Origin of the sequence: Nitrososphaera sp., from assembly GCA_039938515.1 — an archaeon.
Taxonomy (GTDB): domain Archaea; phylum Thermoproteota; class Nitrososphaeria; order Nitrososphaerales; family Nitrososphaeraceae; genus Nitrososphaera.
On the sequence record JBDUUL010000005.1, the window covers coordinates 24,793 to 46,324 of the forward strand.

24 protein-coding genes and 1 tRNA gene are annotated in these 21,532 nt (G+C 52.2%); 14 read left to right on the forward strand and 11 right to left on the reverse strand.

Annotation, left to right across the window (positions count from 1 at the left end; translation table 11 throughout):
• Positions 1-5: 5 nt before the first annotated feature.
• On the reverse strand, positions 6-2,747 hold the full coding sequence (gene ligD / locus ABI361_02945) for a non-homologous end-joining DNA ligase (protein MEO9319610.1): 2,742 nt from the start codon (positions 2,745-2,747) through the stop codon (positions 6-8).
• A gap of 317 nt (positions 2,748-3,064) precedes the next feature.
• Here ligD and ABI361_02950 point away from each other — a divergent pair, with 317 nt between their 5' ends.
• Both ABI361_02950 and ABI361_02955 read left to right on the forward strand, forming a co-directional pair.
• Positions 3,065-3,922: a right-handed parallel beta-helix repeat-containing protein gene (locus tag ABI361_02950; GenBank protein ID MEO9319611.1), complete on the forward strand. Its 858-nt coding sequence runs from the start codon at positions 3,065-3,067 to the stop codon at positions 3,920-3,922.
• A gap of 112 nt (positions 3,923-4,034) precedes the next feature.
• Positions 4,035-5,081 carry a NosD domain-containing protein gene (locus ABI361_02955; GenBank protein MEO9319612.1) on the forward strand — a complete coding sequence of 349 codons (1,047 nt, stop codon included), beginning with the start codon at positions 4,035-4,037 and terminating at the stop codon, positions 5,079-5,081.
• A gap of 29 nt (positions 5,082-5,110) precedes the next feature.
• Here the strand turns inward: ABI361_02955 and ABI361_02960 are convergent, their stop codons facing one another.
• Entirely contained in the window at positions 5,111-5,503 is a 393-nt protein-coding gene (locus ABI361_02960; GenBank protein MEO9319613.1) for a hypothetical protein, read from the reverse strand.
• A gap of 139 nt (positions 5,504-5,642) precedes the next feature.
• On the opposite strand from ABI361_02960, the gene ABI361_02965 reads away from it, so the two are divergent.
• Entirely contained in the window at positions 5,643-5,939 is a 297-nt protein-coding gene (locus tag ABI361_02965) for a hypothetical protein (GenBank protein MEO9319614.1), read from the forward strand.
• Positions 5,940-6,143: 204 nt separating this feature from the next.
• Here ABI361_02965 and ABI361_02970 read toward each other — a convergent pair.
• From ABI361_02970 to ABI361_02985, 4 genes are all read right to left on the reverse strand, one after another.
• Positions 6,144-6,227, reverse strand: a tRNA-Ser gene (locus tag ABI361_02970).
• 360 nt (positions 6,228-6,587) lie between these two features.
• Complete coding sequence (gene trxA / locus ABI361_02975; GenBank protein MEO9319615.1) at positions 6,588-6,944, reverse strand: thioredoxin; 357 nt, start codon at positions 6,942-6,944, stop codon at positions 6,588-6,590.
• A gap of 66 nt (positions 6,945-7,010) precedes the next feature.
• Positions 7,011-7,190, reverse strand: a complete 180-nt coding sequence (locus ABI361_02980; GenBank protein MEO9319616.1) for a protein translocase SEC61 complex subunit gamma — start codon at positions 7,188-7,190, stop codon at positions 7,011-7,013.
• 54 nt (positions 7,191-7,244) lie between these two features.
• Complete coding sequence (locus ABI361_02985; GenBank protein MEO9319617.1) at positions 7,245-7,691, reverse strand: Lrp/AsnC family transcriptional regulator; 447 nt, start codon at positions 7,689-7,691, stop codon at positions 7,245-7,247.
• Positions 7,692-7,891: 200 nt separating this feature from the next.
• Here ABI361_02985 and ABI361_02990 point away from each other — a divergent pair, with 200 nt between their 5' ends.
• The 3 genes from ABI361_02990 to ABI361_03000 are packed head-to-tail and all read left to right on the forward strand — an operon-like array spanning position 7,892 to position 8,974.
• Entirely contained in the window at positions 7,892-8,407 is a 516-nt protein-coding gene (locus ABI361_02990; GenBank protein MEO9319618.1) for a hypothetical protein, read from the forward strand.
• 42 nt (positions 8,408-8,449) lie between these two features.
• The gene (locus ABI361_02995; protein ID MEO9319619.1) at positions 8,450-8,746 is read left to right on the forward strand and encodes an HNH endonuclease signature motif containing protein; all 297 of its coding nucleotides are present in this window, start codon (positions 8,450-8,452) and stop codon (positions 8,744-8,746) included.
• Between the two features lie 51 nt (positions 8,747-8,797).
• Positions 8,798-8,974, forward strand: coding sequence for a hypothetical protein (locus ABI361_03000; GenBank protein MEO9319620.1), 177 nt, complete (start codon positions 8,798-8,800; stop codon positions 8,972-8,974).
• Positions 8,975-8,982: 8 nt separating this feature from the next.
• Here the strand turns inward: ABI361_03000 and ABI361_03005 are convergent, their stop codons facing one another.
• On the reverse strand, positions 8,983-9,267 hold the full coding sequence (locus ABI361_03005) for a winged helix-turn-helix domain-containing protein (GenBank protein ID MEO9319621.1): 285 nt from the start codon (positions 9,265-9,267) through the stop codon (positions 8,983-8,985).
• 148 nt (positions 9,268-9,415) lie between these two features.
• Between ABI361_03005 and ABI361_03010 the strand changes: the two genes are divergently transcribed.
• Positions 9,416-9,883 (forward strand): hypothetical protein, encoded by a 468-nt coding sequence (locus ABI361_03010; GenBank protein MEO9319622.1) that lies wholly within the window; start codon positions 9,416-9,418, stop codon positions 9,881-9,883.
• The gene (locus tag ABI361_03015; GenBank protein MEO9319623.1) at positions 9,880-10,503 is read left to right on the forward strand and encodes a YkgJ family cysteine cluster protein; all 624 of its coding nucleotides are present in this window, start codon (positions 9,880-9,882) and stop codon (positions 10,501-10,503) included. The genes ABI361_03010 and ABI361_03015 overlap by 4 nt, the downstream gene beginning before the upstream one ends.
• Before the next feature lie 32 nt (positions 10,504-10,535).
• On the opposite strand, the gene ABI361_03020 is transcribed toward ABI361_03015, so the two are convergent.
• Positions 10,536-10,754 carry a DUF504 domain-containing protein gene (locus tag ABI361_03020; protein ID MEO9319624.1) on the reverse strand — a complete coding sequence of 73 codons (219 nt, stop codon included), beginning with the start codon at positions 10,752-10,754 and terminating at the stop codon, positions 10,536-10,538.
• A gap of 61 nt (positions 10,755-10,815) precedes the next feature.
• Between ABI361_03020 and ABI361_03025 the strand changes: the two genes are divergently transcribed.
• Positions 10,816-11,145, forward strand: coding sequence for a ChaB family protein (locus ABI361_03025; GenBank protein ID MEO9319625.1), 330 nt, complete (start codon positions 10,816-10,818; stop codon positions 11,143-11,145).
• A gap of 21 nt (positions 11,146-11,166) precedes the next feature.
• Here the strand turns inward: ABI361_03025 and ABI361_03030 are convergent, their stop codons facing one another.
• Both ABI361_03030 and ABI361_03035 read right to left on the reverse strand, forming a co-directional pair.
• Positions 11,167-11,670: a 3-isopropylmalate dehydratase small subunit gene (locus ABI361_03030; protein ID MEO9319626.1), complete on the reverse strand. Its 504-nt coding sequence runs from the start codon at positions 11,668-11,670 to the stop codon at positions 11,167-11,169.
• The gene (locus ABI361_03035; protein ID MEO9319627.1) at positions 11,667-12,941 is read right to left on the reverse strand and encodes a 3-isopropylmalate dehydratase large subunit; all 1,275 of its coding nucleotides are present in this window, start codon (positions 12,939-12,941) and stop codon (positions 11,667-11,669) included. The genes ABI361_03030 and ABI361_03035 overlap by 4 nt, the downstream gene beginning before the upstream one ends.
• A gap of 132 nt (positions 12,942-13,073) precedes the next feature.
• On the opposite strand from ABI361_03035, the gene cofE reads away from it, so the two are divergent.
• The 3 genes from cofE (at position 13,074) to ABI361_03050 (ending at position 15,088) form a co-directional block, all read left to right on the forward strand.
• Complete coding sequence (gene cofE, locus ABI361_03040; GenBank protein ID MEO9319628.1) at positions 13,074-13,838, forward strand: coenzyme F420-0:L-glutamate ligase; 765 nt, start codon at positions 13,074-13,076, stop codon at positions 13,836-13,838.
• 74 nt (positions 13,839-13,912) lie between these two features.
• Positions 13,913-14,464, forward strand: a complete 552-nt coding sequence (locus ABI361_03045) for a hypothetical protein (GenBank protein MEO9319629.1) — start codon at positions 13,913-13,915, stop codon at positions 14,462-14,464.
• A gap of 84 nt (positions 14,465-14,548) precedes the next feature.
• On the forward strand, positions 14,549-15,088 hold the full coding sequence (locus ABI361_03050; protein MEO9319630.1) for a hypothetical protein: 540 nt from the start codon (positions 14,549-14,551) through the stop codon (positions 15,086-15,088).
• Between the two features lie 40 nt (positions 15,089-15,128).
• On the opposite strand, the gene ABI361_03055 is transcribed toward ABI361_03050, so the two are convergent.
• Positions 15,129-15,572, reverse strand: coding sequence for a hypothetical protein (locus ABI361_03055; protein MEO9319631.1), 444 nt, complete (start codon positions 15,570-15,572; stop codon positions 15,129-15,131).
• Between the two features lie 191 nt (positions 15,573-15,763).
• Between ABI361_03055 and alaS the strand changes: the two genes are divergently transcribed.
• Entirely contained in the window at positions 15,764-18,505 is a 2,742-nt protein-coding gene (alaS, locus tag ABI361_03060; protein MEO9319632.1) for an alanine--tRNA ligase, read from the forward strand.
• Between the two features lie 23 nt (positions 18,506-18,528).
• Positions 18,529-21,492, forward strand: coding sequence for a leucine--tRNA ligase (gene leuS / locus ABI361_03065; protein MEO9319633.1), 2,964 nt, complete (start codon positions 18,529-18,531; stop codon positions 21,490-21,492).
• Positions 21,493-21,532: the final 40 nt, after the last annotated feature.

The window sequence follows — 21,532 nt, forward strand, 5'->3', positions numbered from 1 at the left end:
CTCCCTCAGGCGACGTCTGACGTCCCGACTAGCAGCCCGTAAAGATCCTGCCTGTGATCGAAAATATCGCGCCAGGGGTCTCCATAATTTTTCAGATAGTCCGGTGCCGTCAGAATGGTATAGTCTGTCGGAAGTCTTTCTTCGAGCCGGTTCCATGCCAGAGGCATAGATACCGTCGCATCTGCAGTGGGCCTGACGGACAGGACCGACGCGACCGTCTTGCCGCGCGCATTCTGGTTGTAGTCAAAGAACACCTTTTCCTTTCTTTCCGACACGTTCCATTGCATGGTCATTCCCCGGGTTCCGTTCGCCAAAAGCATTCTCCCGATCACCTCGGCAAAGCGCCTAGTCTGCTCAAAGGTATAGGACCGGACAACAGGGATGAATATGTGGAGTCCCGTTTTGCCGCTGGTCTTTACGTACGACACGATATGGAGGCTGTCGAGAAGCTCCTTCAGATCCAAGGCCACGTCAACCGTCGCCATGTAAGCCTTCTTGTTGTACTCGGGTTCCTGACCTGCACGCTCCTTGCCCGAATAGATGTAAGGGTCGAGGTCAAAAACGATAAAGTCCGGACTTGCGAGCCCGCACTTGGACTCGTCCAGCATTCCATCATCTGCCGCACCTTCCCGCTTTGCTGCTGCGTGGCTGGCACACGCAGACCTGTCAGAAACGTGGCTGTACCATGGATGCATTTCGATGCACCCAAGGTTTGCTAGCCAGAGAAGCGTGTCCACGTTATTGCATAAGATGTAGTTGATAACGTCTCCCCGCGAGTCAGAATAGACTGTCATGGAATCCACGAATTCCGGCCTTGACTGGTTCCAGTTCTTGTGAAAAAAGGACTTGCCATTAATCCCGTCTGGGTACCTCTTTAGGGAAAGAGGCCTGTCGCGGAGGTGAGGCAGAATATGCGTTGCGACGCTCTGGTAGTAGTCTATTAGGTCTTTTTTTCTAAGGCCCGCCGGATTTCCCGCGCCGGGTGCCTGCGGGAAAAAGACCTTGTTCAAATTGGTAAGATAGGGCGCTGCCCTTCCTTGGGCCGCATTAGCCGGCCGGGAATCTATCGATATTTCCCTTGCATCATCTTTGCTTTCAGCTGCATCCTGAAGGACTTTCTCCAAATCAGCTGGAGAATCAAGCGTGCAATCCCGGGGCTGCTTGTCGTCTCTGAAGCGGAGAAATATTGGCGCTCGCATAATGCCCTCCCTCGTCCAGCCGCTAAATTTTATCTCCGCGATAAGACGCGGTTTAAGCCAGACTGCCTGCCTGTTGACATGAGGAACGTCTCCTATTGGACACGCCTCAACCCTCAGAGCGGACATAACATTGAGCGCTTGTCGAAGCTGCTGCGTTCCAAAGCCGCTGCCGGAATGCCCGACAAAGCGGAATCGATTCAGTTTGCTGTCAAATGCCGCAAGAATAAGCGAGCCGAACAGTCCTTCCCGGTTTCCCTCGCCTTTCGTGTAGCCAATGACCACGCAATCCTGGGTCAAGACACCTTTTATCTTGAGCCAGGCGGAGGAGCGCGCGCCCTGTTCATAGGTGCTCTGTTTTCTTTTTGCAACCAGCCCCTCGAGTCCCTCCTCAACGGCGTTTCGGAAGAGCTGTCTGCCGTCACCTTCAATATAATCAGATATTCTGATAAGCGAATGACCGTTGGATTTGTGCTGAACTACTTTTGAGAGAATTTTACGCCGTTGCACAAAGCCCAGTTTCTGGAGGCTGCGGCCGTCCAGATAGAGGATGTCAAATACGAAATAGGTTGCAGGCAGCTGACGGGAATAGCGCTCGATGTCGCGTTCTGAGTCCAGATTCATCCTACTTTGATGGCTTTGAAAATCCGGTACTCCCCTGTCGTTGAGCACGACTATTTCGCCGTCCAGAACCGCCGAGGAATCGCAGTGGATTGAAGAATCCACTTCGCGTATCAACTCGGGATACCTGGATGTTATCTCCCTCTGGTTTCTGGACTGCAGTCTTACGACGCCCGCATCCTTGTCATAGAAAAGGACCGCCCTCACTCCGTCCCATTTTACCTCAAAGACCCAGTCCTTGCTGTCAAATGGCTGGTCTATTGCAGTCGCCAGCATGGGCCGCACCGAAGACGGAATGCGCGAACCAGGCTTACCGGAGTGCCTACCTTTTGAGCGTGTGCCAGCATTCTGACGCTGATGTGATTTATCGCGCCCGGCGGAGTCCCTTGTGTTGATTGAACCAGTCAGGCTCCCGGCGTCCGAGTCATTTGTATGCGCAAATTTATCTGCTGTTTTCACTATGAGCCACTGATTCTTGGCGCCGTCTGCGGAGCGTTTCATCCTAATCATGGAATACTCCCCCTTGAACCTTTGACCGTGCAGGATGAATCGGACTCTGCCGGTGGCCTGCTGCTTTCGTATCTCATCGCCGAGCGGCTCGTACTGTCCCGTGTCCCAGACAATGACGGTACCTGCCCCATAGTTTCCTTCGGGTATAGTCCCTTCAAAATTGATATAGCTTAGCGGATGGTCTTCAGTTTCGACTGCAAGGCGCTTGTCCTTCGGGTCAAGCGACAATCCCTTGGGTACGGCCCACGACATTAGCGCCCCGTCAGCGGTCTCCAGTCTAAAGTCGTAATGGAGCCTGCTGGCCGAATGCTTTTGAATTACAAAACGGAGAGGCGCTGATTTTTCCCGGAAAAGATTCCTGTCACCGCTGGGCTCCGGAGTATTTGTGAAGTCGCGTTTTTCCTTGTATTCCCTTAACATATCGCTTGGCAGACAGAAGCAAACCGCACGAATTCAAAATTAATGACAGCTATAGATTCTCACTAGCTTTTCCTCGGATTCACCAGAAAATGTGTCGGATATGGAAAGATCCGGCTTGCAAACCGGCAGGCAAAGGACAGAATAATCGCGGATAGGATATTGGTAAAGCATTGAAACGCGGTGGATTTACATGAGACACACCACAGCATTTTTCCACCCCAGATCCTGCTCGCTCATTAAACCGAAATAGATTACCCCTTTGTATATGAGCAAAAGGCTAACCTACCCATAAATACTCAATTTGGACCGATCCGCCGATGCAGAAGAATACGGCATATGTAATAGGCACGATTGCAGTTTTCCTAGCAGTAGCTGCAATGATACCGAAAACAACGACAATGAATGCAATGGCACAACCATCAAACAGCACTGGGGCAAATGTCACGGCCCTTTCCAACGCGGTTTCCAACGCCGTGAATTCGGCACAGAGCAGTAGCAGCAGCTCGCAACCAGTCTGTGGAGAGGTCATCAAGCACAATGTCATGCTGACAGCCAACCTGAACTGCAGCGGCGACGGACTTATCGTCGGAGCCGACGGCGTCACAATCAATCTCAATGGCTTCTTTATCACCGGTCCGGGATCTGGGACCTCAACCAGAGGCATCATAATCCCTAACGTGGGAGATGTCAAAATCATAGGCCCGAGCGTGATTAGCGGCTTTGGAACAGCGATCGACTACACCGGCGGACCTGGCGGAGGAAACGTCACAGCAGTGATCATCTCGAACAATGGCAATGGCATTTCGCTTACTGGAACCAAGGGAGTATTCATCCAGGATGACCTCATAAACCACAACAATGTAGGCGTCTCGTCCCAGTCTAGCAGCGGTGGCAACGTCTCGTCCAACATAATCAATAACAATGCGCAGTCAGGCGTAGTACTTGTAAACACGCAGAACATGGGAGTATCTACGAATAACATCATCGGCGACGGCTCAAGCGGCGTGTTCGTCGACTCTCAGAGTGGCGGGAACAACATCGGATTTAACAACGTGTTTGGCAACAACGTGGACATCAACAACGCAAACGGCCTGCCGCTTAACATCAACAACAACAGCATGCACGACAACAACTGCTTCAACAGCAACCCTGGCGGCTTGTGCATAGGCAGATAAGCAGAGGTCAGAGAATGACTTCTTCCGCCCTTTCTTTTTTTCAGGATGTCCACGGTCTGGGCAAGGCTAGGCACCAATTTTTCCCGACGAGTATTGTTTAGAGGTGGATTTTGTGAGAGACGGATTCAACCACCTTAAAGTAACCGGCATAATCTTGTTGCTTGGAATTTCTCTAGTGCTTCTCGTTCCTGCTTCGGGCATCGTAAGCACCGCGTTTGCGCAATCAAGTTCTCCCGCTACTCCATTCAGCCCGGACATTTTTTCAAAGCAGTTTACCGGGAACCCGCTGTCGCAGCCAAGTAATTCTCAAAACGCGCCACAGGCTCAGCGCCCCGTAAATTCAAGCGCAGCGGCAAATTCAACCGCGGAGCAATCCTCTGCCAAATTGCAGAGTGAAATATTTGCTGCGCAGTCGCTGAACAACGCCCTTGGTCAGCAGTCTGTCAATCAGAGCAAGACTTTGCAGGCAGAGACACAGCAATCAAGTGCCTGTGGACAGAAAATCTTCAAAAACACTACGCTTACGTCAAACATCATTTGCAACGGCAGTGCGTTTATTGCTGCTTCGAACGGGATAACCATCAGCCTGAACGGCTATACAATCACCGGGATGGGAATAACAAAGGACAACCCCTCGAACTCGAAGGGCATAGGGATTACAAACAAGGCAGACGTAAGGATTTTGGGACCCGGTGTAATCAGAGGCTTCGACAAGGGTGTAGCGATTTCCGGCGGCAGGGGCTCTTCCGTGGTCGGGGTCATACTCCAATCAAACAACAACGGAATCGGGCTTTCTTCGACCAACAGCACGGTCCTGTACGGAAATCTAATCATGAACAATAAGGCCGGAATTGCGTCGCAGTCAAGTAATTCGGGAAACATGTCAAGCAACATAGTCACAGGCAACAAGGACAAAGGGATCTCGCTATCCGATTCAAACGGGTTTACGATTGACAACAACGTACTGAATCAAAACGCAAACAACGGCGTAATCCTCGATTCCCAGAGCACAAACAACCAACTTGCACGCAACGCGTTTGTGTCGAACAACATTGACATTAACAATGCATTCGGTCTGCTGCCAAGCGTAAATGACAATTCATTCATCGACAATAACTGCCTGACGAGCAGCCCGACCGGGCTGTGCTTTGGGAGATAATGTGAGCAAAGCAGCTGTCTTTAGACCAGTCAGCAACTTACTGTAATAGTCTTTGCCCTGCCGTCAAGGCAGACCTTGTAGTTATCCAGGATGTCTCTTCCAAGCAATGCTTTAGACGGCGTCTGGTCGGGAAGCTCCAGACACCCAACGTGCATGTTCTCATATAGGTCGCCGAACACCTCAATCGAAACCTCGTAATACGGCATGTCGATTATGCCCGCGCCAGTTACTGTCTGGTCGCTCCCGGCAAATGACAGATTCATTTCTTCGGCAATGCTCGTTGGAATTATGGTCATTGTTGATGCAAAGTCCAGGTGGGCGTCGACTGCAAAAGACTTGTTGCATCCGGCGTCTATAACCTTCATGACCACCAGCGGAAGGTTGTTGGTGTACCTAATTTGAAAGACTTGATCCGATTTCAAGACTTTATACGTCATAGTATACGCGCTAAACGCAAATAACAATGCTTGGGTTTTTGCTGCCCCGGCGCCTCTCGATAAAAGCTGGCAGCATAACTGCTTGGTCACAAGCGTCTTATAGTGCCGTTTGAAACCGGTCGGTATGAAAAAACGCGCGACGATTGCATTTGTCGTTTCCCTCGCAATCGCAATTCCGGTGATGGGGATTTTTCTTTATTACTTGGGTGCCCTGACTGTATCGAGTAACCAAGAAATAGACTCACTGAAGGCTAATCTGAGGCAGAACTGCATGCAGCTGAGGACAGATGTGACCAATCAGACGACTGACCAGATTGCCTCAAGGGAGCATGTCGACCCGGCTCAGCTGAAGGCTGTCATCGATGAGTGCAAGTCCAACGGCTACTGGTTCAATAGCACCACAGGCCTGCTTCAGCGCTAGCCGACCCGTCAGCGCTGCAGAACGTGCTGTGCTCACTCTGCAACTATGCGCACCAAGAAATTCTAAATGCCGTGATGGTGTGGCTTTGATCAGCGCTCCCCCGTTGTTCATAGCAATTTGAGTGAACATCACGAACAGGCCCTTGTGGCTCCAAGTTTTACCGGCTGCAGAATGTCGCAGTCATTGAAGGCTAGACTAACTCAGCGCGGGGAGTGGGATTCGAACCCACGGGTCTTTTCAGACATGGGATTAGCAATCCCACGCCCTACCAGGCTAGGCGACCCCCGCTCCGCAGTTTCAATAAGTGAAGTAGAATAATATCGTTCCGCGAGCAAGAATCAAACCCCTACTGGGTGCTCTCGAGGATCATTTCGTTCCCACACGACCGGCAGCTGCCTTTCGAATAGTCTGCCAGGGCGCCGCACAGACTGCAGATATTTTGCTGGCACCGCGCGCTGATTTCCATTAACATACTAGCTGAACAATTTGGATTTAGAGCGTGCTGCAAATCAGGCACGATTTCTGCCAGCAGAGAAGGAATAGTAAGCGCGGTCCTGCGAGCTTAAGATCATTTCATAATTTTCAGTCCAGTTCGAAATAGTATACATCCGCGGCTATTGCACAACGTCGGCAAGAAAGAATAGGGGCCTAGGCCTTTGCCAGTGTAGTCTCGATGAACTTGACGTATGCCTCTTTCGGAGCAGCGCCCACGGTCCTGCCGACCTCCTTGCCGCCCTTGAAGAGCACAAGCGACGGGATAGACCTGACGCCATATTTCAGTGCGATTTCCTGGTTTTCGTCAACGTTCAGCTTTGCAACCTTTACCTTGCCTGCGAGCATCTTGGAGATTTGCTCGACCGCCGGCCCGACCATGCGGCATGGCCCGCACCATTCTGCCCAGAAATCAACGAAAACCGGCACGTCAGACTTGAGCACTTCGGAGTCCCAAGACTTTGAAGTTACATGAACAAGATTGTTTGAGGCGCTGCGAGATGTACTTTCCATGCAAACGTACTGGGCATAAAGGCTATTTTAATTATTATAGTGCCAGCGACGAATACAGGCAGCGGCCTATCTTCCACGGGTGCCCAGGGTGACGAATTCCGCAAGCAGCTTTATGACGAATGCGATGCCTCCTACGGCAGCAATCCCGAGGATTACAAGCCTGAGGTGCTGGATGTAATCGTCTTTGCTTGTCTTCTTTGCCAGCCTGAGGGTCTGGAATATTTCGGTTACTTTGCGTTCTATCATTGCCAAGGTAGCGTTACGTGGCGAATGGGTGCCACGCTGTATATAAAAATTGGCTTATTGTGCTTTCGATGCATGGGCGCTGTAATTAGGTTCCTTGTCCGTCCGCTGCATCTCGACGAACGTCTCGGTGTTCTGGATCCCTTCAATCTTGCCGACCCTTTCGATGACTACGTTGTGAAGTTCCTCGAGCGTGTGCGCGCTCACGCTTACTATCATGTCAAACCTTCCCGTGACCTCTGAAAGCGACCGGACCTCGGGGATTTTTAATAGTTCAGAGTGAATCGACTCCTTCAGTTTGGGGTCACGATTTATCCCAACCGTCGCCTTGACGTTAATCCCTAGCATGCCTTCATTGACTATCACAGTAAATTTCTTGACCAAACTGCGCTTAGTGAGCCGCTTAATCCTGCTGTAAAGAACAGATGCGTTGATGTTGAGCTTTTTGCTCAACCTCGGTACGGAGACGCTGGCATCTTTTGTCAGCTCGGACAAGATTCGCATGTCGAGATCGTCAAACTTGTGCAATAAATTCAGCCGCCTATCCTAGGCGCATTGCGTTAATAAATGTAATTTTTGTATCTTATCCCGATTTTTTGACCAATCCGGTGAGATTTACGAGCATCGAATTCGAGTTCTGTCAAGATTGTCAGAGCGTGCCGGCAGCAAGTATTAATATAATTTGCCTCTGCGTTACCCTGTAGATGTTTGGCCTTGGCCGCAAGGGGATAAAGGCTGGAGATTACGTTTTTGTCGTACATAAAGACGGCGCGGACGACTTTGGCAGGATAGTGATAGGAAGAGTTCAGTCATCGGAGTCGGGCAACTTACACGTTGTTGGCACGTACATATTCCCCCGCGGTGTCGTCGAGCGGGTAAGGGCGGGCAGGGCGGGCTCGCGCTCGTCGGAAGTCCTGTCAAACCCGGACCCTAACAATTGCATTTTTCTGCTGATAGATCATGTTGAAACCGGCCGATTCAATGACAACGTAAGCGAGTCCAAGTCAAGAGTGGTTTGGATAAACCAGAACCGGTACCTGGTTCTTGACGGCTGGATAAAGGAGAACATGCCGGAGATTTTTGCTTCGGCGCTCACGGCCTCATCAGAGGAGGATCGGAGGCATTCACGGCAGATACTAATCGACAAGATGGACTCACTTTACGAAAAGGACCTCAAGGACCACGTCTACACCGTTGCCAGGCTCACCAAAATCCTCTAGCGTGCAGCAAGGATTAAGTTCGAGCAGCACCAGATAGCAGTTGTGTCTTTTTTTGGAGGCCCATCAGATGCTCCAAGCTATGATAAGAAAAAGTACGAACATCTCACCCTGAGCATCCGACAAACCGTCCTGGAACGAGCACGCAACAGGTGCCAGAAATGCTCCGTCAAGTTCGGCCCAAGCGTGGAGCCAAGGTTCGAGCACATCAACAAATCAAAGAAGGACAACCGGCCGGCTAACCTGCGCGCTCTCTGCCCGCAGTGCTTTGGCGAACTGGAGGCCAAAGAGAAGGGCAAGGGGCTTTTCAGCGGCAAGATCAAGGGCATGTTTGGATCCTGAGATCCAGCTGCATTAACATCTAAATAGCATCGGCAGACTTTTCCCAGTGGTATGGGCGTAATCACGCTTCAGCTCGTATGCGACGACTGCAAAATGGTGGTCCTTGAGAAAACCGGCGAGCAGCACCTTCTTGAAGAAAAGTTTCCCATTACAAAGGAAGAGGAAGCCAAGCTTGCGAAGAACCATCTGGGGCACAATTGCCACATAGAGGCAGTTGAAAAAGGCTAGCGGGAAAACTAAAGTTTCAGGCCAAATGAGTCGGCCATTTCCGAGAACTGGCGATACCTGTAGAGGTACTCCTTGCCCTTCGATGTAATGTGGTAGATGCGCTGTCCGTCCTGCACTTCCTCATTCATCATCCCGGCCTGCATGAGTTTTGAGGCGACGTTTGCGAGCCTCCCGTATGACAAATTGGCCTTGCGTAGCAGCGAGGTAAGGTTCACGCCAGAAATGCCCGATTCGTCTGCAATGCGAAGAACATCCCCAACAATAGTCACGCTGTTGCGGTACACCTCGCCCATCTCAGTGTCTAGGGTTTGCTGGGAGAATAATAAACATTGTGTAATATAGCTCTTCACACAACAACCGCGAATCGACGACTGCTCTAAAAATGAGTGAGAGCTTCGATAACCCGAGACTTTTATAAAGGAATTGACAATTCAGAACCGGTTGTCCGCGCCCTCATCGTGGTACAAAGACTTTGTGGGACTTGGCTACAGGTATCATGATGTCTTTATGAACGTGTTTCCCCTCATGTCGGACAAGAAGGAAGCGCATCGGCTCTGGAAAAAGACGATTGACTGGTGGCCCGACGACAAGATAAAGATGCGCTTTGTGGAGGAAGACGGTTACTACTGGTTCATACTCTATGGGGGTTCTGACTATACGGGCGACAATACAGGATTTGCTAAAAAGGTCCAGATTTCCGACAATTACCTTCGCTTCAAGGAAGGCTTCGAAAAGAGGGCGATAGTGAGGTTTGGGATATACAAGCCCAACTCAAAAAAAGGCGATTCGGGTTACGACCTTGAACTCTTGAAAAAGAGCAAATCAGTCTACGATGTGAAATTTCTAAACATGAGCGAGCTTTTGCCCGACAGCACCGAGGCCGCATGCATCCGGGTGAACAAAGATTGAACTCACGCAAAAGTCATGAGTCATCGCCGCCCGCGTTCCAGTGCGTCAAAGGATGCTCCGACTGCTGCATAGAGCGCGAGTACTTTCCGACCGAGCAGTTTGGAAGGATTGGCGTTCTCTTGCTCCCCAATGAAAAGACCGCCATTGAGGCGGAGGCAGAAAGACTCGGAATGACAGTCAGGATTATTCCGAGGCTCGCCGTTATCCCAGGCCGGGCAGGTTCCGGCGAACCGGAGATTCTTGCTTTTCAAATGATGGGCGAAAGAGGCGACGGGAGGCTCTGCCCCTTCCTCGACACGGCCAGCGCCGAGCGCTCACCTCACGGCGGCTACAAGTGCAGGATTTACAAGGACCGCCCGCTTGCGTGCAGGGCGTACCCGCTCCTCTCGATTGGACAAAAGGGAACCATTGAAACGGCAGAGCTCGACGAGCATTGCGCGTTCTGCAAACAAAGCGGTACGAGCAGGGCCAACCTCGCAGGACTAGAGCGCGAGCGAGAGTCGCTTGCCATTATCCAATCCACCGTTACTGCCAAAGAAAACGACACGATTTTGAGGTACGCCACCGCAACAGGCGACGAAGGCGTTTCAATGCTACCCGAAGGCTGGGTCGTCGAGTAGGTGCTTTGTTCCATCGCGTCACTTGCGAGTCCTTAGCGCGTGGCCTTGCTGTACAGGACTTTATCCTGCCGCTTTACCTTATAGATCCTGCTGGCGGGAATCGTTGAAAAGTTTTCAGAAAGCTCGATAAACTCGGCAAGCGGGATTTCAAGCAGGCTCTCAAAATTACGATATGTTACGGTGTAGAGCGACGGATCGTCTGCATGCATGGCCCGGCTCAGTACCTCCTCAAGTACGCCCTTTCTGCCCATCGGATCAGTGGTCTGGATTTCTTGTTATATATCATGAGGAGCAATCTCTAGACAAATAGAGATGGCTTCCAAATCAGGCTCTACCCGTACGCGCAAGAGCCGCGCGGCAAAGAAATCGAGAGTTAGCCGGAGGAAGAGTTCGCCTGCCAGATCGACGAGGCGCACAAGCCCAAAGCTGTCGGCGGCGACAAAGAAAAGAATAGACAGCCTCCCGGAGCACGCCAAGCATATTTACGAAAAGGCGCATGCGAGCGCCCTGCGGGAGTATAAGAATCCGTCAAAAAGACGCGGAGGCAAGTCGCAGAGTAGCGAGCAGGTTGCACACAAGGTCGCCTGGGCAGCTGTCAAGAACGAGTACCAGAAAAAGGGCGACGAGTGGGTCAAAAGATAGGGCACTAGACAGGCAGGGCTGCTAGGTCTTTTTGTAGTGGAGCAGTCCGCCAGCCGCGACTATTTTTGCGATAAGGTCCGGAAATGGCTTCATTGCATAAACCTCACGGCCCTTTGTAAGATTCGTAATCTCGTTCTTGGCAAGGTTGATTTCAAGCTCGTCCTTGTCGGATATTTTTTCTAGGGTAGCGCTGTCAATTTCGATTGGAAGCAGGTACCCGCCGTCCACTGCATTTCTGTAGAAAATGCGGGCAAATGAGGGCGCAAGGATCGCCTTGATGCCTGTTTGAGACAGCGCGATCGGGGCATGTTCTCTGCTTGACCCGCATCCAAAGTTCGAGCCGGCCAGAACAAAATCCCCCTCGGTCACCTTTTCAGAGAACTTGGGGTCAATTCCTTCCATCGCATGTTTTGCGAGTTCCTTGTGGTCGTGGATCTTTAGATACGGGCCTGGAATAATGACGTCGGTATCGATATTGTCCCTGCCGTATTTGTGAACCCGGCCCCTGAGAAGAGAACTGCTCATTTCGAAATGTCCCTCGGGTCCGTGATTTTGCCGCTGACAGCTGATGCAGCGACTACGAGCGGCGATGCAAGGTAGGTCTTTGATTCGACGTGGCCCATCCTTCCGGGAAAGTTACGGTTAGTCGTGCTGATGCATACCTCGCCTTTGCCGAGTACTCCCATGTGCGCTCCGCAGCATGCGCCGCAGGTCGGCGGTCCGACCACGGCTCCGGCGTCTATAAAGATCTCGACGAGACCTTCCTTGACAGCCTTGGCATAGATCGACTGCGCCGCCGGGAGCACCTCGGTTCGGATCTTTACTTTCTTTCCCCTGAGCACTTTGGCAGCCTCGCGGAGATCGTCGAGTTTTGCCCCCGTGCATGAACCGATGTAGGCCTTGTCAAGCGCCGTTCCCTGGACGTCCCTTGCAGACGCGATGTTTCCCGGAGAAAACGGCTTGGCAATTGTAGGCTCCATCTTTTCGATCTCAATGTCCATCACCTCGTCAAAGTGAGCGTCCGGGTCCCCCCTGACCGGCGCGTAATTCGCGCTGGTTCTGCTGCGCAGATAAGAGAACGTGGTTTCGTCTGGTTCGATTATGCCGTTCTTGGCTCCTGCCTCCGTCGTCATGTTGGTGAGGGTCAGCCGCTCTTCCATGCCCAGTTTGTCGATTACCTCGCCGGCAAACTGCATGGCCCGGTAGTTAGCGCCATCGGTCCCAATCTTGCCAATGATTTGCAGAATGATGTCCTTGGCCATTATGTATTCGGGCTTTTGGCCGTTGACCCTGAAGAGCATGGTTTCAGGCACCTTGAACCAGATCTCGCCATTCATGAGGACGTATGCGACATCGGTGTGTCCAAGACCTGCCGCGAACGCTCCCATCGCGCCGGTGGTATTGGTATGAGAGTCGCCGCCAACGTAGACCTCGCCCGGCAGCACCATGGCCTCCTCGTGCGACAGCGTATGGCATATTCCATACTGCCCCAGTCCGTACTTGAAGTGTCTCGATATCCCCATCTTTTTGGTAAAGTTTGAGAGAGCGATAACGTTTTCAGCAGAGACTCGGTCGGCAGCGGGAACAAAGTGATCCTCCGTTACCCAGACTCTGTCAGGGTCCCAGACCTTTTCAAGCTTGATGCCCTTTTTTTCCCATTCGCTAAATACCTTTATCACACCTGGCCCCGAGACATCGTGCATCATCACCTTGTCCACTCGTGCAAATACGACATCGCCCGGCGAAACCCTTTCCTTATCCGAAGCCCTGGCGAGTATCTTTTCGGTAATCGTCATTCCAGTCATTATGAGATAAACAACTTCCTTTGCGTCTAAGGACTGCTCTTGCTCAAGGCGGATTAATACCTTTTGAGAGGTGCGACCCAAAAGAATGAAACGTAAGCCAGCATAGTCACGGTTGGCGACAGCATGGCAATACAACTATTCCCAATCAAGGTCCCTCTCAAAAAGCGCCGGTTCGACCTCTTTGATGCGATTTCAAAGGGCTTTGACTTCACGGCTGATGACATCCTCATCGTCTCAAGCAAGTTCGTGTCCATGAGCGAAGGCGCACTGGTAAAGCTCTCAAGCATAGTACCTACTGCCCGGGCGCGCAGCCTGGCTAAAGAGGCGAGCATGGATGCGAAAATGGCACAGCTGGTGCTTTTGGAGGCGGACTATCTTTTGAGAGGCGTCCCCGGATTTGTACTTGCTGTGAAAGACGGGATGATAGCGCCCAATGCAGGAATCGACAGGTCAAACGTTCCAAGAGGCTATGCAATCCTTTATCCCAGAAAACCGTTTGAAAGCGCGCGCCTCCTGCGGCAGCGGTTTTCTGAGGAACTTGGAATCCGCACTGGTGTTGTCATATCTGACAGCCGCCTCATGCCGACTCGTGTGGGAACAACAGGGGTATCCATCGCGGTTTCAGGATTTGAGCCGGTCGAGGACATGCGCGGGAAAATGGACCTATTTGGAAATCGCCTGAGAGTCACCCAGAAGGCAACTTCGGACGGGCTGGCGACCATGGGCGTGGCCCTGATGGGCGAATCAAACGAGGGGGTACCTGCAGTCGTGGCGAGAGGAGTACACGTAGTCTGGACGGACAGGGAACTGACCTGGAAGGACATGGCAGTCGCGCCTGAGGTCGACATTTACCTGAGCGCGCGTAAAGATCTGGTAAAGGTGAGGTAGAAAACTGTCCAAAGACAGGCTTACATAGAGTTTTAATACTGCCTCTAATGGAACAAACTTAAGCAGGATTCTTAATGTCTGAATTTCTGACTAGCTATCCCAGAACGAGCATCGTCAGGGGTCTGCAGGACTTGATTCGAAAAGAGGAAATCGAGTTGGACCATCTCAGCCTGATGGTCAAGACCAAGAAGGATGAGATTATCAGGATGCTTATCGAGGAAGGCTTTCGGAGCGTCAAACTAGAGAACAAAAAGCCGACGCAGATCGGTAGCGGCTTTTCAAAGAGGCTGAGCAAGCCCTGGGAGATGCATGTCCGGCTTCTTGAGCTGCAGCAGGGCCTGATCGCGATTCAGGCAGAAGTTGAGATATCGCGCAAATACATCCAGCACATCAGGTCTGTGAGAGTGCCGGTGATTTACGAAATTGAGACGCTCCTGAAGAAGCATTCCATCGAGTACAGGATCTGGAATGCCAAGGTGCGCGACTATATCACGAGCGTTATCGACAACCACCAAATTAAACTCAGGGGACCTTCGCTACCGCCGGTTTCATGGAAGCACATGGTGGGCTACTGCGTAACTCTGTCGCTGGTTTACCTGCTAAAGTTCACGGGAATTCTTCACTGACAGGGCGGCCTCAAGTCGACGGCCACGGGGCAAAATCCTTTATGGGTTGTTACGTCCTAGCTATGGCGGCCGGGTAAATCAAGATTGTCGAGCGATGCTGCCATATTCCGGCACTACGGCGTGTCTCCCTGGGAGATTGAGGTAATATTTGCCACTCTTCGAAGAACCTTTGTTGTGCAGGAGGAAGAGCTCCGGCCTGACGAATCCGATTATGTCAGCATGATTGAAATACACTTTCCATTCCCATACGGAGAGGCCTTTTTCCAGCAGTTTTCGATGGAAAGTTGGTTTCGGATAAAAGGCGTGCTCAAGGATGTCAAGCGACGCAGGGGGCGAAAGGGCCTGAAGACGTACGTTCAGTTTGAAGGAGTTGCCATGTCCGAGCGGCCTCATGTCATGTTTCCCCTTCTCTCCAAATCAGACAGGCCCTACGAGATGGGGATTGAAAAGCTGGAATACCTGGTTGACATTGTGCCACTGCAGCTGAAGGGGCTTCCCGAGGACGCCCTCGAGGTCTGGTACTCTTTTGACGAAGCATCGTTCAAGTGGTTTCCGGGCGTCGCGAGTGGCAAGGACGGCAGAAAATACGTTTTCGCGTCGGAAGCCTGGCGGCCTTCGGCCTAGCCCAAGGTCCCTTGAGCCATCTCTGAAGTATTTGCGCGGGCTATTTCAGCTGGTCGACTATCTTTGAATCGTTTATTGCCTTGACGAGGTCCTTGTACTTTCTGTCCATGAACTCGAGCGATTCGGCAAGTTTCTTTGATTTTCCGTACTTGAATCGAACAAGCTCCCGATGCCGCCAGAAGTGCTTTCCGTCGCCTATCGAAAGAGTCGTAAAATAGTCCGGCCCCTTTAGCGAATCTGGAAGTTTTATGGAATATGGGAGAAGGTACTCTACGCTGACCCATTCGTCGCCGTCCGGATAGTCGTTTCCAGTTGAAAGGTCGAAGAAAAGGTGCAAGATATCTTCTCTGGTCAGCCCATCATCGGAGAGCACAGGATGCCGGACGCCGGCCGATTTGTGATAATCCATCTTGAGCAATTCTGGCTCAAAATATGACTTGATGATGGCCCGGCGAAAAATCTCGTTGGCATCTTTCAGGTTCAAAGATGCTGGTTAAATACATGAATATTATATAATCTTTTTAAAGCCAATCCTATTTTTTTACATCCTCGACATCGACACCAGTCGGACTCAATCTGAAAAAAGCAGGCTCGACGTATTACTCATGCAGCCTGAGAGCCCGCGGGTTCCAAGAAAGGATTAATACGGCATTGAGAGTGGCTTTACAACCATAATTGGGGAAGAAAGAACTAGCCGCGCTCTTTGCAGCAGACCCCGACAGGTATTACAGGGTCTCGCTATTTGACAGGCTCGGATTCCAAAGGCGCCGCTGCAATCTCTGCGACAAGTTCTTCTGGTCGCTAGATTCACAGCGACTGTCCTGCCCTGATCATGAAAGGTATTCCTTTATCGGCGCTCCTCCAACCGACCGCCGCCTGGATTACGTGGGGGCCTGGAAGGAGACTGAGAAGTTTTTTCGGGACAATAATCACCAGATAGTCCGGCGATATCCCGTCGTGTGCCGCTGGCGAGATGACCTGTATTTTACCATTGCATCAATTGTAGACTTTCAGAGAATTGTCGGCAACCAGATCGTGTTCGAGCTGCCGGCCAACCCGCTAGTGGTGCCGCAGATGTGCCTGCGGTTCAACGACATTGAGAACGTGGGTGTTAGCGGCCGCCATTACACCGGGTTTTGCATGATTGGCCAGACCTGCAACGCGGATCAGGAGGGAGGGTACTGGAAGGACAGGTGCATTGACCTGGACTTTGGCATGCTGACAAACGGCCTTGGCATACGTCCGGAGGAAATCACATTCGTCGAGGACGTGTGGATGGGCGCCGGAGCCTTTGGCTACTCTCTGGAGTACTTTGTCCGCGGGCTTGAACTTGGAAACGCAGTCTTTACAGAGTTTGAGGGCAACGAAAACCAGTACAGGCAGATGCCAAACAGGATTATAGACATGGGAGCCGGCCTTGAGCGGTTCTCATGGATTACCATGGGAACCCCGACCAGCTACGACTGCTGTTTTGGCCCAGTGCTAAAAAAATTGGTCGAGGCAACAGGCACCGATTCCGATGAGCAGATCCTTGCCAAGTATTTTACCACGGTCTCAGACAAACTCGACTCTATTGCAGACATTAAGGAGCTTCGGAGAATTGTCAGCCGCGACATCGGGCTTTCTGAGGAAGTAATCTCAAGACACGTTTCACCGTACGAGGCGATCTATACCGCCGCAGACCACATCAGAACCCTGGTCTTTGCAATCTCTGACGGCGCTCTGCCATCGAATGTTGGCGGTGGCTATAACCTCAGGGTTATCCTGCGCAGGACGCTTTCGATACTTGAACGCATGAAATGGAGCTCCGTCAGGGTCGAGGACATTGCAGACATGCACATCGACTATTTGTCTTCAATCTACCCCGAACTTGAGGAGCACCGCGAAGACGCCAGGACAATACTCCAGCTTGAATCGAGCAGGTACGAAGGATCCCGCGAGCGCATGGATGCCATTGCCGTGTCCCTCAAGAATTCAAAAAAGGGTGGAGAACTCGCGGTTCAGGACCTTGTCAGGCTTTACGAATCAGACGGCATCACACCAGACTTTCTTGTCGAACAGGGCGTCATAGCTTCCGTTCCTTCCAGTTTCTACGTAAAGCTTGCAGAGCTCCACGCCAATTCCGCCGCTGCTGCCCAGGGCCCCGCGATTTCGGCCCGCTCCATTGAGGGACTGCCCCCGACCAAACTTCTCTACTACGAAGACCCGTCAATGATGGACTTTGGCGCGACCGTACTGCGGATAATCGACGGCAAGTATGTGGTGCTGGACCAGACGGCATTCTACCCGCGCGGAGGAGGCCAGGAGCCGGATACGGGGTTTATCGGGAGCCTCAAGGTAGTCGAGGTGACCAAGCAGGCTGACGTTGTCCTGCACAAGATTGAAGGCGCTGCAAAGGGATTTGGCGAACTTGAAGCCGGACAGGCACTCCGCTGCATTGTTAATGCAACAAGGCGCGGCCTGATTACAAAGCATCACACGGCGACGCATGTCATTAATTCGTCATCGCGCAGCAACCTGGGCAGCTGGGTGTGGCAAAACTCGGCATTCAAGGACGAGGGCTACGCGAGGCTCGACATCACGCATCATTCTGCCCTTGCCAAGGAGCAGGTCCAGCGAATAGAGCAAACGGCAAACGAGGTAATCAGGAAAAACCTCCCCGTCGTTATCAAGACGTATGACCGTGGCGAGGCTGAGGAGTCTTTCAGCTTCCGGATCTATCAGGGAGGCGTGGTGCCCAACAATAACGTGAGGATCGTCAATATCGAAGGATGGGATATCGAGGCATGCGGCGGGACTCATGTTTCCCGAACAGGAGAGATCGGTCTCATAAAGATAACCAAGTCCGAGAGAATACAGGATGGCGTGGTGAGGCTGGAATTTGTCGCAGGCGAAGCAGCGATCAACTACGTGCAGAATCAAGAGAACCAGCTTGCCAGCATAGCGCAGTCGCTTGGATCGAGCAGGGAAAGAGTAGTTGAATCTCTTAACAAGACCCTTGAGGCCGGCGAGACGGCCAAGAGAAAAGCCCGCGCTGTTATCCGGAGCGTTGCCGGCGAAATGGCAAAGAAAGCATGCTCCGAGGCAAGAAAGCTCCCGTCAGGTAATACTCTCTACAGCGTAGTCGACGAGGAGCTCGATGAGGAGTACCATATCGCCGTCGGCGAGCTGGCGATAGCAAACGATCCCCACCTGGTATACGTTGCACTGATTTTCAAGGACGCGGGAATCCGCGTGATCGTGCTCTCCGGCACTGAAGCCAGAAAGACCGCTCCCGCGGGAAATGTTTCAAGGAAAGTGTCTGCAGCGCTTGGGGGCTCGGGCGGCGGCGACGCAAGATTTGGTCAGGGCGGCGGAAAATGCCGGGATAAAATAGCAAGTGCAATGGAAGAAGCAGAAAAGGCTGCGGGCGGATAGCCGTCGAAGGGCAGTGGATAGCATTGAGTGAGCAGAAAAAGATTGACTGGGAGTCAATTGAGAAAAAGTGGATTTCAAGGTGGGACTCTGAGCGGCTGTTTGAAGCGGAACCGGATGAAAGCAGGAAAAAATACTTTGTGACCGTCGCCTACCCATATCCAAATTCGCCCCAGCATATCGGACACGGTCGCACCTACACCCTGGCTGACGCTCATGCCCGCTTTATGCGCATGCGCGGATACAACGTACTGTTCCCGATGGGGTTTCACTATACGGGGACTCCCATCCTTGGCATGTCTCGCAGAGTCGCTGCCGGCGACGCGGAATTGCTTGAAACGTTTCGCAGGATATACGAGCTCGACGACGGTGTAGTCGCCACCTTCGTAGAACCTGTCCGGATTGCGAGTTATTTTCACAACGAGATCAAACAGGGCATGAAGGAGATGGGCTATTCCATCGACTGGCGGCGTGAGTTTACCACCATTGATGCTGCCTACTCCAAGTTTATCTCCTGGCAGTTCAGAACCCTGAAAAAGAAAGGGCTGATCGTTCAGGGCTCGCATCCGGTCGGCTGGTGCCCGAATGACCAGAATCCGGTTAGCCAGCATGATACCATGGGAGACGTGGAGCCTGACTTTAACGAGTATGTACTGGTAAAATTCAGGCTAGAACAGCAAGGCGACGGGAATGAGAGGCCAAGGATAATGCCTGCCGCAACTCTCAGGCCGGAGACGCTCTTTGGCGTGACTAACCTCTGGGTTAATCCGCACGTCGACTATGTGCTTGCGCGTGTCGACAAAGTCGAGGAGTGGATTGTTAGCAGAGAGGCCGCAAGAAAACTCGAATTTCTCAATCACAAGATCGAGATTGTGGGCACTATCAGGGGAGGCGATATCGTCGGCAAGCGGGTCATAAACCCAATAAACAGTGAACTTGTGCAGGTCTACCCGGCGGACTTTGTCGAGGAGGAAAGCGGGACGGGAATAGTCATGTCCGTTCCAGCGCACGCCCCGTATGACTTTGATGCCTTGGGCAGACTGCGCAGCGACAGCGAGCTTCGGGCAAAGTACTCACTGGGCCTTGTGGCAGAGCCGGTCAAGGTAATCGAATCGGACAGCTACGCGGGCGAGACCATACCTGCGGAACTGGCAATCTCTCAGGCCAAGTCAGCAGCCGGCGACGTCCTAGAAAAAGCCACCACGGAGCTATACTCTCACGAGTTCTACAAGGGCGTCATGAACGCCAGGGCGGGGCAGTATGCTGGATCTCTTGTTTCGGAGGCCAAGGTGAAGATAAAAGACGAACTGATCAGCCGCGGAAGCGCCGAGATCATGTACGAGCTGGCAAACCGGCCCGTCAGGTGCAGGTGTGGTGCAGAATGCGTTGTCAAGATACTGACGGACCAGTGGTTCCTCAATTACGGAGACAAGGAGTGGAAGTCGCTGGCGCACGAGTGCATCGGCAGGATGGATATTGTTCCGCAAGAAATCAGAGGCGAGTTTGATTATGTTATTGACTGGCTAAAGGAGCGCGCCTGCGCCCGGAGGTCGGGACTTGGCACAAAGCTCCCTTGGGACCCAGACTGGATTATCGAAAGCCTTTCTGACTCTGTAATCTACATGGCATACTATATCATCGCAAAATATGTCAATGCGGGCGAGCTTGCATCCAGCTCACTAGATGGCCTGCACGATTCATTTTTTGATTTTGTGATGCTTGGCTCCGGCAGCCTTTCAGCTGTCGCCAAAGAGAACGGTCTGCCCCAGGAGCTGGTCGCAAGGATCCGTGGAGAACTGAAGTATTTTTACCCGGTAGACTCGAGACACTCCGGCAGGGACCTGGTTCCAAACCACCTGTCTTTTTTCATCTTTAACCACGTGGCGATATTTCCAGCGGAAAAGTGGCCAAGGCAAATCGTCGTAAACGGTTCGGTGCTCATGGACGGAAAGAAAATGTCCAAGTCGCTTGGGAACATTATCCCGCTGCGTGCCGCCATCAAGGAGAACGGGGCAGACCCTATCAGGCTGGCAATGCTGGTGTCAGCAGAGCTGCTGCAGGACGCTGACTTTTCCTTCGACGCTTTACGGGGAATAAAGTACAAGCTGTCAGGCATACTCGACCTTGCATCAAGCGTCGCCGAACGCAACGCAGCAGAAGGCAGGGAAGAGCCGGAAGACCTGTGGCTCGCAAGCAGGCTTGAGAAGCACAAGGAAGAGACCACCCGCTCGATGGAAAAACTGAGGGTAAGAGAGGCCATACACACTATTCTTTACGTGCTGGAAACGGATCTGGGATGGTATCTGAAGCGGGCCTCTGCAAAGGGCAGGAACAAGCGCGATTCCGGCATGGCCAAGATCCTGAGGCAATATTGCGAAACCCAGGTTCAAATGCTGGCGCCGTTTGCGCCATTTACGGCAGACGAGGCATGGCAGCGAATGGGCAATAGCGACCTTGTTCAGAAATCCGGGTGGCCTGTGCCCGAGCCCTCTAGGATAAACTTGGTTGCCGAAGAAGCCGAGTTTCTCACACAGAGCATGATTTCAGACATCCAGAATATTCTCAGGGTCGCCAAAATCAACGCCAAGAAAGTGGTGGTGTATGTCGCATCGCCATGGAAGGTCAAGGTTTACGTCAAGGCCCTGGGGGAACTGCATGCAGGCAAGATGAACTTTGGAGAATTAATGAAGGCGATCATAGCCGACCCGGAGACCTCTAAAGCAAAAACGGATCCAAACCTTGTCAAAAAGATAATGGACGACATCCTGGCAGCGCCTGTCGAGGCCCGCGAAAGGAGGCTCAAGCTAGCCGGTCCGAATCAGGGGCCCTTTGATGAGGCCGCATCAGTCCTTGATGCTGCAAGTCTGATAGGACTTGAGGCAGGAGACGCCTCCGTGCAAGTCTATTCGGAAGAGGACGCGGCAAAATACGACCCCAAATCCAGGGCAAAGGGCGCGAGACCGTTCAAGCCGGCGATTTACATCGAATAGCGCAGGAGAGCTGCATGCATTTTCTGGTAGTATTTCAAAA